This is a genomic window from Oribacterium sp. P6A1 (assembly GCF_000702885.1).
GTDB lineage: Bacteria > Bacillota > Clostridia > Lachnospirales > Lachnospiraceae > Oribacterium.
In genome coordinates this window covers 1-13,218 of the sequence record NZ_JNKO01000045.1, presented here as the reverse complement: position 1 = coordinate 13,218, position 13,218 = coordinate 1, and the positions used below count along the sequence as shown (strand labels likewise).

Genomic DNA, 13,218 nt, shown 5'->3' with positions numbered 1-13,218 from the left:
GGTTCTTCCCTCGATTCTCTGCCGGATCAACCCCTGACAAAAGCCATTCCGGAGACACATCCAGAGCTTTACATATTGCCAGTATCTTATCAGATGATGGATTTGTTTTGTTCTTCTTCCACTCGCTGATCGTGCTCTGCTGTATCCCTGCTTCCTCTGCAAATTCCCGCTGTGTCATAGAAAGCTGCCTTAATCTCTCAAATATTCTTTCACTGATAGTCATGATCTTCTCCTATGCGGCTTTCTCGAAATCCACAACTGTAACTTCTTGAGCAAGCAGCTTTATGCGTTCTGTAATCTCCTCGATCTTTTGAACAATATCTCCTGTATAGAAGATCTCGTCACATTCAGTACATTTATAACATGGAATGTTACGAATAACCAAAACGCCAAATCCGAGTTCTATTGCTTCAGTTGTAGTACTCTTGAACATTTCTTTTCCACATTTCATGCACTTCATAATTGCTCCTTTCTGGTTTTCCAATCTGTTTCCCATCTATCCGAATCAGGTATATATGCTGTGATCAGATATATCATTTCATCATTTATACTTGCCACGATATGTACAACCTTCTCCTCAGTCTTTCCAAGTATCAGACAACTTGGAAAAACCAAGTATATCACAATTATATACTCAATTAATTACTCACAATTCTTAAGCCCCACTATTCTTTCTTCCACAACAGCCTCTTAATCTCCATTTTCTCAGCATCTTCCTCCGGCACCTCTACCACCAAATGGATACAGCATCGTGTAAATATAAGACACACCCCTGATATCCCCAGGGCCTTGGGCCGTAATACAGTCTCGCCCTGTAATTCAACCGCTTTTTCAAATGCCCTTATCACAGAGCACTTACTCCCACTTCTTCTGTCTATGAACAGCTCCCTGTTGTAATCACCATTCCGTTCTTTCTTTGACTCATAGGTGAAAACAGTCCTTTAACTGTATGGAAATGATACTTTTGGAATGCCACAACCGCATCCCAAAGAGCATATTCGTTCATGCGCTTCATCAGATTCCTTCCCGCCTGTTACCGTCTGTTTCAGCTCTCCGGTTTCCTCATATGATTCAGATACTGCATCCAACAGATTCTTCATGATCTTCTCCGGATCATAATGTGGTCTTTCTTAGGTCTGGGCATTTGCTAACACTCCGATTATTCTCATAAATGTTATCTTACTAAAACAATCAATTTAATATCGTTTCAATCCAACTCATCTCTCTTTGAAAAATATTCATGTTCCCCCTCTTTAATAGTACATTACCACAATGTCCTCTCAAGTACGTTTTGCAAATAATCCACCTTCTGTCAACCCACTATAACAAAAGTTTATAAAAAATTCCTGATACACGGTTCACAATTCCATTGTCAATATCCGAGAACGAAAGTTTATAGATTTTTTATGGTACACGGTACCAATGTCCCTTTTTCCTAAATGATTGATTCTGAGCGGTGACAGGTACCTGTATTTTAGAAAAAATTTCCGATACACGGTTCACAATTCTATTTGTCAATACCGCAGCACACATGTTTATAAAATTTTTATGGTACACGGTACCAATGTGTTACTGTCCCTGAGAACTTCTATAAGGAGTACAAAGGAAAGTACGTCATAGTTGACGGATACCAGGGCTACAATAAACTGCCCAAAGGAACTGTTCGTTGCGGATGCCTCGCACATTTCCGCCGAAAGTTCTATGAAGCATTGCCGGCAGCCGACAGGAAAGCAGGTAAGTCCAAATCTCCTGCAGCCCTGATCGTGAATCTCTGTGACAAGATCTTTGAGATCGAGCGAGGATTCACCGGACTGACACCGGCAGAACGAAAAATACAGCGTGAAAAATCCAAGGAGCGTGAGATCTGGAAAATGATCTGGGCTGCATTGGATAACATCTCAGCCAGCTCAGGGAGCCAGTTGGGGAAAGCGCTGACCTATGCCCGAAACCAGAAACCATACATGGAGAACTATTTCCTGGATGGTGGTGTTCCGGTTTCCAACAATTTCACAGAAAGCTGTGGTGCGAGGCCATACGCAGTGGGAAGGAAAAACTTCTATTTCCACGATACAGTTGATGGTGCCGAAGCAAGTTCCATCATCTATAGCCTTGCGCAGACAGCGAAGTTAAACAACATAAGCGTCTTCAAATATCTGCAGACGGTGCTTCTTTACATGCCGGACTACATCAATGAGCCCGAGGGCATTGAGGAACTGATGCCATGGTCAGATAGAATGCAGAGGCTTTGTGCCATAAACAAAAAAGCAACAGTCGAAGATGGATCGGATAACCCAGCACTCTTCGTCTAATTAGGGTACACGCGCTATCACTTTGCGCTTACCTTTATACTTTCATTACAAAAAAAATACCGTTGGAAGAACTCTATAGAAAGGCCATCATTAAGCTGCGATCTAAAGAAGACAGCTTGGCTACGACAAAATCATCACTACTCGTAAAAATGAAAGCAAATCTAAAAAACAACTCTTACCAACGGTACTCAAAAATGACTTCCTCACCTCGCAAATGAGAAGTCACTCATAATTGTAATCATTTAACGTCATTAAATAAAGCCCTTATTAAATTCACCTATTTTTTTATGCGAACATATGTTATGCCGAATATTTAGTTAATGCACTTTCTTATAAAGTAAAAAACGACCCTCATCTAATCTTGATGAGGGTCGTTACGCCAATAGTACGCGAGTTTTACTACTTACTCACAATCTGACGCTAGTTGCACAAAAGTCTCGGAAGTTAACAATCAATACCGCAGCACACATGTTTATAAAATTTTTATGGTACACGGTACCAATGACTCTTTGCAATGAATTTTTCATTATGATCATCTATATCTTTTTCTAAGTCAGCATCCATCTTGATAATTCTGTCTGCATCCTTGACCTGTACTCCGTTTTTCTTACAAAAGCTTTTAAGCATTCCGCTTTGCTTAAGTACATCGAAGAATTCGACATCATCTTTATAATCTGAAATTTGCTTTAAATAATCGCTTTTGGCAATATATCTATCCTCAGAATTTAGGGCATACAGAAATCTGCCATACTCTAGTACATTGAATAATAATTAACTGACACTTAATGAATCATTGGATTTAACTCCAGCTGACTCTGCCTCAACAACACTGATTTCATCCATTTTGTATGTCCAATGATAAACTACAAGTTCACGATTTACTTCTTCAAAATAGAGGTAGATACGCTGCTCAAGTTCTTCCTTGGATTTTACACGAATACCTCTAAGCATTTGCTTGGTCATTTTACTGAAGAAACTTTCTATCATATTAAGCCATGATCCATGCTTAGGTGTAAACACAAAAATAAAACGACCTTCCGGTCTTGTTGCAAGATAAATTTCTTGTCTCTTTTGATTTGTGTGCAGAGTGATTGTCGCAAACAATACGGATGACATATCCTTCAGGATATCGAGCGTCCAGTTTCTTCAAGAGTTCAATGAAATCAGAACTCTTGTGGGTTTCGCTGACATAGGGTATTGCTTCTCCTGTAAGAAGATCAATTCCGGCAAGAAGCGAAAGTGTTCCAACACCTCAGGCTGTTCTGAGGGATGAGCTTCTAGCGACCTATGATTTTGGGGATAAAAAAGGTTTACTAAAGGCTTATAAAGAATACCGTGATGAAGAATAACGGGGTGAGACGGTCCAAGTTTTCGTCCGCACCCCCCTTTCTACATTTTTATTCTACAATAAACAGTCTGACCCCCTTGCAATTTTAGAAACGTATTTGTCAATACCGCAGCACACATGTTTATAAAATTTTTATGGTACACGGTACCAATGTCTCATGTCGAATACTCCAAATCTGATCATAGATTTCAACCTGTGAAACCAATCTGTCAACATCAATTGAAAACTCCATTTCATTATCTTCATTGGCTTCCTCATACTGATCAACTAGCCTATCCAGCCTCCGCAAAATCGCTTCTTTGTTTAGATCAAGCGGAACATAAACTCGTATGTTATCTTCTTCCTCTTCAGGTTCCGGATGGAGCAGAAGCTCCAATAACGTCTTGTCCGCCAGCCAAGGCTCGTTTATGTATATTGCTTGTTTATCCTTCGGTAATGTATATGGGTCAATATCATGATGTTCCATCTATGGTTACCTCCAACTCTCTAATCACTATTACATGGCTATAGTATATCACTTTACTATCTGAGATGGGAATTCATGATGACACCCCCTACTCTTTCATCATCAACGGCCTCTTAACCACCATCTTTCACGCATCCTCTTCCGTCACCTCCATAGCCCCAAACCTATACAGCATCGGATAAATATACTCCGCACCCCTGATATCACCCAGAGCCTCAGGTCTCAAAACAGTCTCACCCTGTAATTCAACTGCTTTTTCAAACGCCCTCATCACAGAGCCCCAATCAATTGTCTCACTCTCTCCTTTTCTGTCTAGAATCAGCTTCCTATTGTACTTACCATCCCGTTCTTTCTTTAACTCATAGGTAAAAGGCAGTCCTGTAATTGTACGGAAAGGATACTTTTGGAAGGCCACAACCACATCCCAAAGAGCATGTTCATTCATACTCTCCATCAGATTCCTTACCGCCTGTTGCCTGCTACGATATACATTAATTCGCTCTGCATTCATCGACAATTCTTCCACCTTATATATCGACTTCGTATACGGCAGATATCCGTTTACAGATGATTTTTTAAGGCCCGTAAGCTCCTGAATCTCCGCTATACTCTTCCCGGCGGCACGCTGATCGTTTACTACCTTTGATATTTCATTGCTATATGATCCGGATGTGATAAGCAGCTTTCGAATCTTCAAAGGTGACATATCAAATTCTGCTGCCGTCTGTTTCAGCTCTCCGGTTTCCTCAAATGATTCAGATACTGCATCCAACAGATTATTCAAGATCTTATCCGGATCATAATGTGGTCGTTTCTTAGGTCTGGTCATTTGGTAACACTCCGCTTACTCTCATAAATGTTGTCTTATGTAAACAATCTATTTTATTTCATTTCAATCCAACTTATTTCTATGAATCCCACGGATCCGCGCCCAAAATCCAGATCTTTGGCGTAAATCCGTGGTTTGTTCAATGTTTTAAGCCTAAATTTCAGCCTTTCCCTCGCTAGTTGCACAAAAGTTTTGGAAGTTCACAAATATCCAAGAACGAAAGTTTATAGATTTTTTATGGTAAACGGTACCAATGTTCTACGATTTTTCCAGTATTTTCAAGGTTTCTTAGCCATTTGATTGTGCGCAATCTGACGTTAGTTGCACAAAAGTCTCGGAAGTTAACAATGGAGTACTACATATCAAATATGTTCAATACTCCACCCTTTCTTTTCTGCCAACTCTTTTAACTTCTCTGGATCATTAGCCCCCTCTGAATGAATCGTCTGATGATTTTTCTTCTTTGTAACTACAATATTATCCAAATCAAGTGCTTTATCTGGATCATCTGCTTTTCTAACTTTATGATGACCTTCCGCATCGTTTTCGAACAATTCACCTGTGAGTTGATCACACGTTATATTTTCACTCTTAATCTTTTTTTTAGTTATATTGGGCAGTTCCTTTTTTATTCTATCAGATGCAATCGTTCGTTCTTTCTCAAGCTCTGGAGAATCAATAAATGCATTCATACAGTCTCTCGCATCCTTCAACCTTGATCTTTCTAACTGTGGTCTTTTCTGCTCCAACCGCTTTGTGGTTTCCTTTACACAGGCTGGTACAGAAGCATATTTAGATGAACCGTTTACAAATTTATCTTCCTCCTCAAGGTCTCCATAAAACTTATTAACCGCTGACTTATCTGTACAAAACAACGATGTTAGTTTTGTTTTATTAATATATGCTTTGCCATTGGCATCAACGATTCCACCTGTCTTAATAGCATCACGAGTAGTTTTCTGTTCATCTTCTGTTAGTTCTTTATTCTCTGGAAATTTGATTTCTATATCACTTGCTTTCCGAATCGAGATTTCATTCTTTTTTTCTGCCATGAAATCACTCCTCAAAATCATCTACCATGTTATCGTATAACTCCTTCAATACTAAGAAAGCCTTACTTTCGTCTCCATTATTTGAATCTGGATGAACTAACTTAGCAATATTCTTATACCATGTTTTTGCGAGTTCTTTATTCTCATACATTTCATCGCTAATACCAAGCAACTTATTTCTCTGTTTACCTTCTAGTTTAGTAAGGTAAAAGATATACTCAGCTTTTTCACTTACAAAACACCTGTGCATCATTGGTGCCCACTTACTTTTTAGTAACTCAACAATGCTTAATACATCCTGAAATGAACGAATCTCGACTTTCATAGGAGCAACAATATCATTAAGCAAATCGGTCCACTCTTTTTCTGAACCGTAGTTCTTTATATCTTCGATAGTGTTTATAGACTCAAAATCAATGTCCTTCATCTTTTACCTCTAGGTCTATTCATCTACTTCTTCAACAGTTATATCTTCATAATTGTAGGCACCAACTAGATATTCACAGATATCCCCATGAATTTTTATGGTGACAGGCTCCAATGTTAGAAATCCGACACTCAGTATCTTCGTTGTCAAAATCATTCATTTTGAATGATTGACTTTGACTGGTGACAGGCACCAATGTTGTATTAGTCTTCAGCAATTATGCCTTCCTCCAAACCATCTTATTCACAACTCCTACATATGACTGAATAATCCTTACAACCTTACTTGATACATTGGTATCCACATAATCCGGTACTGGAATACCATCATCCCCATTCTTAATCATATCCACAGCCAAATCCACAGACTGAAGCAGTCCTACAGTATCAATACCTGATAACACAAAACATCCCTTATCAAGAGCCTCAGGGCGCTCTGTTGATGTTCTTATGCATACAGCCGGAATCGGATGTCCTATGGATATATAGAATGAGCTTTCCTCCGGCAGTGTTCCCGAGTCGCTCACTACACAAAACGCATTCATCTGTAAACAATTATAATCATGGAACCCAAGCGGCTCATGAGCTATAACCCTCTTATCAAGCTTAAATCCAGAACTCTCCAAACGCTTACGTGAACGTGGATGGCAACTGTACAAAATTGGCATATCATACTTTTCAGCCATTTTATTGATTGCTGTAAACAACGATGTGAAATTGGCTTCAGTATCTATATTCTCTTCGCGATGAGCTGACAAAAGAATATACTTTCCCTTCTCAAGTCCCAGCTTCTCATGTATATCAGACGCCTGAATAGCCTGAAGATTATCATGCAGTACCTCAGCCATAGGGCTTCCTGTAACATATGTTCTCTCCTTAGGAAGTCCGCAATCAGCCAGATATCTTCTTGCATGCTCACTATAAGCCAAATTCACATCGGATATAATGTCTACGATTCTACGATTTGTTTCCTCCGGTAAGCACTCGTCCTTGCAACGATTTCCCGCTTCCATGTGAAAAATCGGAATATGAAGACGCTTTGCGCCGATAACAGACAAACATGAATTTGTATCTCCAAGCACCAATACTGCATCAGGTTTTGTTGCAGCCATTGCTTTATATGACTTATCTATGATATTTCCCATAGTTGCCCCGAGATCTTCACCAACAGCATCGAGATACAATTCAGGATCATCCAGCCCCAAATCCTTAAAAAATACTCCATTCAGGTTATAGTCATAATTCTGACCAGTATGCCAAAGCTGTGTATCAAAGTATTGACGGCATTTAGTGATAACGGCAGCAAGACGGATTATCTCCGGTCTTGTTCCTACAATTATCGCCAGCTTAATCTTTCCATTATTCTTCCACTCAGGATAATTCATTTCACAAATCTCCTCTTTAATTCTTTATTTCATTCTCCGCAAGATCTTTACTATTAAAAACCAAAGCCACTTCTATATCAGTCAATCTTTTCAAAAAAGGTATCTGGATGTTCCTTATCAAACACTTCATTACAGGTCATGATGGTAACCAGATCAGTATCACCTATATTCGTTATCTCATGAGTAAAGCCCGGCTTCATGATAACACTCTGTATCTTACTGCCATCCACAATATACTCTTCGATCTCATCAGATCCTATACGTCTTTCTCTAATCTTACCCTTACCACTTACAACTATAAACTCTTCAGTCTTTGTAACATGCCAATGCATACCTTTTGTAATACCTGGACGACAAACGTTAACAGAAACCTGCCCTGCATTCTCTGTGTGAACCAGCTCCGTAAAGCTGCCACGCTCATCAACATTCATCTTAAGGTCAAAGATAGTCTTCTCCTTCGGCAGGTATGAAAGATACATAGAATACAACTTCTTCTCAAAAGACCCCGGTGTCATATCCGGAACCATAAGTGTAGAACTATGCTGTTTAAACTTGTCAAGAAGCTCAACTATTTCTCCTAGGGTTATCTTATGAGTTACCGGTGCATAGCAGTATCGTCCACCTTCACTTTGCATCGGTGTTACACCATCATATGTTACTCCATCTATAACTTCACCACTCTTAGGATACTCACATCTATGAGGGTGCCCTTCCATTGCATTTAGAAGCTCCTCTATCAGATCTCCTGCAAAAAGAAGTTCCATACAAACACTTGGATCATTAACTGTTATCGGTAAATCATGCGCATAGTTATAGCAAAATGTCCCTACAGCAGAATTATAATTAGGTCTGACACCAACACCTACCAGATTCGGAAACCTATAAACATAAACCTTTGCTCCTGTTTCTTCACCATATTTAAAAAACAGCTCTTCTCCATCCCGCTTACTTATTCCATATTCCGAGGTGCCGAATCTCCCGGCAAGAGTCGCCTGAACACTACTGCTGAGCATAACGGGACAGGTATTTCCATGCTTTTTTAATGTGGAAAGCAATGTGCTTGCAAAACCAAAGTTTCCTTCCTTAAATTCAGAAACATCTTTGGGTCTGTTTACACCCGCAAGATTCACCACAAAATCTGCCTTTGAAGAAAACTCATCCAAATCTTCCTGTGTATTGTTTCTGTCATATTCATAAATCTCATCAATCTGTAGATTCGGTCTTGTCTTATTTCTTCCATCTGCTAATGTATGCAAATAATTAACCAGATTTGTCCCTAAAAAACCTTTTGCACCTGTAACTAAAATATTCATCTATTTCTCCGCTTCAGGACCGCAGTCCAAATTAATAAACACAATAAACTCTACAATGTATCTTGGTACATTGTAGAGTCTACATTTTATCACATCTTATCCAAAGGCTGATACTAAGCCCCTCATTTTATTTTAAGCCTCCACTACATGAGGACGACCTTCAAGCTCTTCCTTTACATAATCCGTTGCCATTATCTTCTTAACAACTCCATCCACATCAAGACGGTTTGTATTATGGGAAGTATACGCCTCATCACTCTCTGTCAAAACATCTCCTTTGACATAGAACTTATCATAGTTCAGACTTCTTCCGTCTGGAGCAATTCGGAAATAGTGTCCCATATCCGTAGCACGTAGTCTCTCTTCTCTGGTCATGAGCGTCTCATAAAGCTTCTCACCGTGTCTTGTTCCTATAATCTTCTTCTCGGTCTCTCCAAATACCTTCATAACACCATCTGCAAGATCACCGATAGTCGAAGCATCCGCCTTCTGTATGAAAAGATCTCCCGGCTCTGCATGTTCAAATGCAAATGCCACCAGATCCACAGCCTCATCAAGATTCATGAGAAATCTGGTCATATTAGGATCAGTGATGGTTATAGGCGCCTTACGCTTTATCTGATCTATAAAAAGTGGAATAACCGAACCACGGGAGCACATAACATTACCGTATCTTGTACAGGAAAGAACTGTACCTCCGCGTTCAAATGCCTTCTGAGCCCGGGCCTGCACAACCTTTTCACCTACAGCTTTAGTCATACCCATGGTATTTATAGGATAAGCAGCCTTATCAGTTGACAAAAATACAACTCTCTCCACTCTGTTCTCAACTGCCGCTGTGATAACATTATCTGTTCCTATGATGTTGGTCTTTACCGCCTCCATTGGAAAGAACTCACAGGACGGAACCTCCTTCAGTGCCGCTGCATGGAACACATAATCCGCTCCATACATAACATCCCTAACTGATTCGATGTTTCTCACATCTCCGACGTAAAACTGAACCTTAGAACAATGATCAGGATACTGTGCCTGAAGAGTGTGCCTCATCCAATCCTGCTTCTTCTCATCACGAGAGATGATCCTTATCTCACCGATATCCGATGTCAAAAAATGCTTAAGAACCGTTGATCCAAAGCTTCCGGTACCTCCTGTTATAACTAATGTTTTCCCTTTAAATGCGTCTGTAATCTGCATTAATTCTATTATCTCCTCGCCATCGCTATAATACTTCAATGAATAATTTAGTTACTATGATGCAAATCAGTAGGTAATTAATCCTTCCACAAATTAGCATCTACTTTAAATTGAACTAAATATTTTTCAAAAACTAATTGCCTAAAAATCATCAACCTCTTTTTCATCCAAAAAACATATAGATCTCAAGTCCTACCAAAAATCAAATTTACCGCCTCATGTGCAAGATTTTCCCCATCTCTGTAATCACTAGAAGTACTTGAAACAGTAATGATATATTTATCATCACCATGAAATGCATATTTATCATGTCCACCCTGTTTAACTTCAAATCCAAGACCCTTTAGGTCGCTAACATCAGCTTTGCTCAACTTGTTCTTTTTGATAATTCGAAACATCTCTTCTTTAATTCTATCGCCTTCTTTAGAATAACTATTATTATCAATAAGATTTTTTAAAACATGATAATCCCGTCTTTCGCGTTCATCTGTACCATACGTTGATATTGTATTCTTAATGCATTCTATGACTATACGCTTTATCTCATCTTCATAAAACTGTTTTAATGTATATTCTAATGATATTGCCTCGTTATCATTTTTCTGTTTTCGCTTCAATGATTCTGTAAGCGCTGTAACTTTGTTTCTTAATTCATAATTATCGTTTTCAAGATCATTTACCTTCTTTTCAAGAGTTTTATTTTCTTCGGATGCGAGTTCAAAATACTCTTGTAATTCATTATACTTTTCATCAAGCTCATCTACCCGAAAAGTAAGTCTCTGTGTTTCTATATCATTGGCATTCAATTTCTTAATTTTGTTTCTAAGACGTATTGCGCTTAGTGACATATCATCATCAATATTTCTCATCGCCATTCTTGCATATATGGAATGCGAAACTTTATATCTAAACTGATTGGATGTCATTTCAGGCAATTTAAGAAAACGAAATGAATCATCATTATAAAAGATATCAATTGCACCGTTATATGCATTGCGGCTCTCGGTCATCTCACGTAATGATGATGATGTGTCAGATGTTTTTTCTACAAGCACATGTGCGCTTCCAGCCATGTCTTTTGCCAGTTCATATATATCTAAGGAAAATTCCTCATCATAAAAAGGATGAGAAACATAAATTACCGGCATCGAATATTTTTTTTGTCCATTTACAAGATCTGCAACGATATTGATATTATTTTCGTCTATAAAAAACGGTTTATCCACCACCGGTAAATCAGCGTCATTAGCTCCTATACAATCCCGAATGAGTTTTTTAAACATGTAGGGAATATTAAAATTCTTATCGTATTCCGCTGAAGCAATTCTCTTTTCTCGCGCAAGTCTCAATTGAATTTCATTATTCTTATCATTCAGCGCAATATCTGTAGTCCAAAGCTCATCATTATTATCTGTAATTGACACACGAAAAGCAACTACACCTGTCTCTTTATCAATTTCATATGACAAAAGATTTCTACCTACTTTTAACTCTTCACTTTCTTCCCCGCTCCATGTTTTGTTACAAAACTCGCTTGGTATGTTTCTCATTCCATTAACACACTCAAAAGCAAAATCAAGCAATCTTCTGATATTAAATTCTTCTATAACACTATATCTTGTGTAATATACTATCAAGACATTGACCTCCTTCGATTGTATAATAAAATTGTCTACTTCTATGAATCAATAGTGTAGTAATCTTCTATTATGAATACCGTAGAAAGACATGAGACTATTGTACTCAATATATACTTCTATTATTCCATTATTCGACAAAGGATAGCCCCCCATAACGCGCGACCGCATACAACTCACATACTTAACCAAGGATTAGCATATGCTTTTTCATCTAACGGGATATCTGTCCATATTGAACTTATATTATGTTCTCTACAATAATTTGCAACTCTATTACCAAAATAGAATTCAGTTTTATCATAATTTCGAGCTTCTTTTCCATCTTTTACATGATCATTCCAACCCTTGAAATAAATCTTTTCCGCCTCGTCCACATGCCTACATTTTGTATATTCTCTCATTACACAGTATTCAATTTTAACACATGCAGAACTTTTGGGAATATGGCGAGAAATAAGTTCTAATAATGTATTGGACGTAAACCCATCTCCATGATATGTAAGATTAAGTGCCTTACAAAATCTAATATAATCCTTATCTGTTAATTCGGCGATATATTCTTCGCTTCTATTGATATATACATCTAATGCAAGTCCAAAATTGAGTCTATGAACGCCAATTAACAACTCTCCACCGTCAGGTTTAATGCAAAATTTACAGTCAATCGTTTGTTTTGCATATTCGAACATAAAATGTTCTTTTTCAATTTCGTTTTTTGACATATCTTCAACTAAATCCACTAAATTTGGAAGTTTTAATTTACTCATATTATTCTCTTTAACCCTCACACATTATTACTTCTTTCAGTGTAATTAGTGTATGCTCAGCAACCGCCTAATTTTTCAGACGGCTGCCTCATATAAACAATTGTACCTTGAAAATATCAAAATCAATTTTTGGAACAAAGAAAGCCTAAGAAGGCAATCTAAGTTCATGGATATAATCGATAGTGCTATAGAGCTTCGACTTGTTTCTTCAAGTTTTGTCATGATTAATCCAAGACCGTGACTATGTTTTGATAATGCAAATTTTCGCTCTACTTCAATTCTGTCAACGCTATCCACGTACTCCGTGTGCTTATCAATTGAAACATTCTTTCCGGGCCTTCCTAAAGCTGGTCCCGCAAGTCTTATCCCGCGTGCTTTACAGTATGCAAGATTTTCTCTGTTTCGGTAAATCTTATCTGCAAGTGCTCGTTTAGGATAATGACCATTACGCTTAAAGAAATTCTCAATAGCAGATATCAATACTTC

Annotated in this window: 16 protein-coding genes and 2 pseudogenes; 2 read left to right on the top strand and 16 right to left on the bottom strand. The window is 38.3% G+C overall.

Features of this window, described 5'->3' with window-relative positions:
- From T515_RS15010 to T515_RS17485, 4 genes are all read right to left on the bottom strand, one after another.
- Positions 1–223 (bottom strand): helix-turn-helix domain-containing protein (locus tag T515_RS15010; protein ID WP_036612969.1); only part of this gene is annotated, 223 nt, incomplete at its 3' end.
- A gap of 9 nt (positions 224–232) precedes the next feature.
- Positions 233–451, bottom strand: a complete 219-nt coding sequence (locus tag T515_RS15005) for a YgiT-type zinc finger protein (protein WP_278245430.1) — start codon at positions 449–451, stop codon at positions 233–235.
- A 5-nt stretch (positions 452–456) separates the two neighbouring features.
- The gene (locus tag T515_RS18520) at positions 457–624 is read right to left on the bottom strand and encodes a DUF4258 domain-containing protein (protein WP_334290878.1); all 168 of its coding nucleotides are present in this window, start codon (positions 622–624) and stop codon (positions 457–459) included.
- A 317-nt stretch (positions 625–941) separates the two neighbouring features.
- Positions 942–1,100 carry a hypothetical protein gene (locus T515_RS17485; RefSeq protein WP_155988405.1) on the bottom strand — a complete coding sequence of 53 codons (159 nt, stop codon included), beginning with the start codon at positions 1,098–1,100 and terminating at the stop codon, positions 942–944.
- A 486-nt stretch (positions 1,101–1,586) separates the two neighbouring features.
- Between T515_RS17485 and T515_RS18235 the strand changes: the two are divergent.
- Positions 1,587–2,078, top strand: a pseudogene (locus T515_RS18235) (IS66 family transposase); the annotation flags it as partial.
- A gap of 18 nt (positions 2,079–2,096) precedes the next feature.
- Entirely contained in the window at positions 2,097–2,309 is a 213-nt protein-coding gene (locus tag T515_RS18230) for a transposase domain-containing protein (RefSeq protein WP_278245429.1), read from the top strand.
- A gap of 483 nt (positions 2,310–2,792) precedes the next feature.
- On the opposite strand, the gene T515_RS17480 is transcribed toward T515_RS18230, so the two are convergent.
- The 12 genes and pseudogenes from T515_RS17480 to T515_RS14935 form a co-directional block, all read right to left on the bottom strand.
- Entirely contained in the window at positions 2,793–2,936 is a 144-nt protein-coding gene (locus T515_RS17480; protein WP_155988404.1) for a hypothetical protein, read from the bottom strand.
- Between the two features lie 144 nt (positions 2,937–3,080).
- A pseudogene (locus tag T515_RS14985) lies at positions 3,081–3,507 on the bottom strand (transposase).
- 271 nt (positions 3,508–3,778) lie between these two features.
- Positions 3,779–4,123: a hypothetical protein gene (locus tag T515_RS14980; protein ID WP_036612963.1), complete on the bottom strand. Its 345-nt coding sequence runs from the start codon at positions 4,121–4,123 to the stop codon at positions 3,779–3,781.
- Between the two features lie 127 nt (positions 4,124–4,250).
- Positions 4,251–4,952 (bottom strand): hypothetical protein, encoded by a 702-nt coding sequence (locus T515_RS14975; RefSeq protein ID WP_036612961.1) that lies wholly within the window; start codon positions 4,950–4,952, stop codon positions 4,251–4,253.
- A gap of 362 nt (positions 4,953–5,314) precedes the next feature.
- Positions 5,315–6,004, bottom strand: coding sequence for a hypothetical protein (locus T515_RS16895; RefSeq protein WP_051671796.1), 690 nt, complete (start codon positions 6,002–6,004; stop codon positions 5,315–5,317).
- 4 nt (positions 6,005–6,008) lie between these two features.
- Entirely contained in the window at positions 6,009–6,431 is a 423-nt protein-coding gene (locus T515_RS16890) for a hypothetical protein (protein WP_051671795.1), read from the bottom strand.
- A gap of 217 nt (positions 6,432–6,648) precedes the next feature.
- On the bottom strand, positions 6,649–7,815 hold the full coding sequence (locus T515_RS14960) for a UDP-N-acetyl glucosamine 2-epimerase (protein WP_036612957.1): 1,167 nt from the start codon (positions 7,813–7,815) through the stop codon (positions 6,649–6,651).
- A gap of 77 nt (positions 7,816–7,892) precedes the next feature.
- Entirely contained in the window at positions 7,893–9,128 is a 1,236-nt protein-coding gene (locus T515_RS14955) for a polysaccharide biosynthesis C-terminal domain-containing protein (protein WP_036612956.1), read from the bottom strand.
- Positions 9,129–9,260: 132 nt separating this feature from the next.
- A complete protein-coding gene (locus tag T515_RS14950; protein ID WP_036612955.1) occupies positions 9,261–10,325 on the bottom strand; it encodes a polysaccharide biosynthesis protein in 1,065 nt (354 codons plus the stop codon).
- A 185-nt stretch (positions 10,326–10,510) separates the two neighbouring features.
- On the bottom strand, positions 10,511–11,962 hold the full coding sequence (locus T515_RS14945) for a hypothetical protein (protein WP_036612952.1): 1,452 nt from the start codon (positions 11,960–11,962) through the stop codon (positions 10,511–10,513).
- A 176-nt stretch (positions 11,963–12,138) separates the two neighbouring features.
- Positions 12,139–12,732, bottom strand: a complete 594-nt coding sequence (locus T515_RS16885) for a DUF6037 family protein (protein ID WP_051671794.1) — start codon at positions 12,730–12,732, stop codon at positions 12,139–12,141.
- A gap of 75 nt (positions 12,733–12,807) precedes the next feature.
- Positions 12,808–13,218: transposase (locus T515_RS14935; RefSeq protein WP_155988403.1), on the bottom strand; the 411-nt coding region annotated here is incomplete at its 5' end.

Bases quoted from the DNA above. Each gene is read 5' to 3' on its own strand.
- T515_RS16895 (WP_051671796.1), bottom strand. From the start codon at position 6,004: ATGGCAGAAAAAAAGAATGAAATCTCGATTCGGAAAGCAAGTGATATA.
- T515_RS16885 (WP_051671794.1), bottom strand. From the start codon at position 12,732: ATGAGTAAATTAAAACTTCCAAATTTAGTGGATTTAGTTGAAGATATG.
- T515_RS14960 (WP_036612957.1), bottom strand. From the start codon at position 7,815: ATGAATTATCCTGAGTGGAAGAATAATGGAAAGATTAAGCTGGCGATA.
- T515_RS14950 (WP_036612955.1), bottom strand. From the start codon at position 10,325: ATGCAGATTACAGACGCATTTAAAGGGAAAACATTAGTTATAACAGGA.
- T515_RS17485 (WP_155988405.1), bottom strand. From the start codon at position 1,100: ATGAAGAATCTGTTGGATGCAGTATCTGAATCATATGAGGAAACCGGA.
- T515_RS16890 (WP_051671795.1), bottom strand. From the start codon at position 6,431: ATGAAGGACATTGATTTTGAGTCTATAAACACTATCGAAGATATAAAG.
- T515_RS14975 (WP_036612961.1), bottom strand. From the start codon at position 4,952: ATGACCAGACCTAAGAAACGACCACATTATGATCCGGATAAGATCTTG.
- T515_RS14955 (WP_036612956.1), bottom strand. From the start codon at position 9,128: ATGAATATTTTAGTTACAGGTGCAAAAGGTTTTTTAGGGACAAATCTG.
- T515_RS14980 (WP_036612963.1), bottom strand. From the start codon at position 4,123: ATGGAACATCATGATATTGACCCATATACATTACCGAAGGATAAACAA.
- T515_RS17480 (WP_155988404.1), bottom strand. From the start codon at position 2,936: ATGCTTAAAAGCTTTTGTAAGAAAAACGGAGTACAGGTCAAGGATGCA.
- T515_RS15005 (WP_278245430.1), bottom strand. From the start codon at position 451: ATGAAATGTGGAAAAGAAATGTTCAAGAGTACTACAACTGAAGCAATA.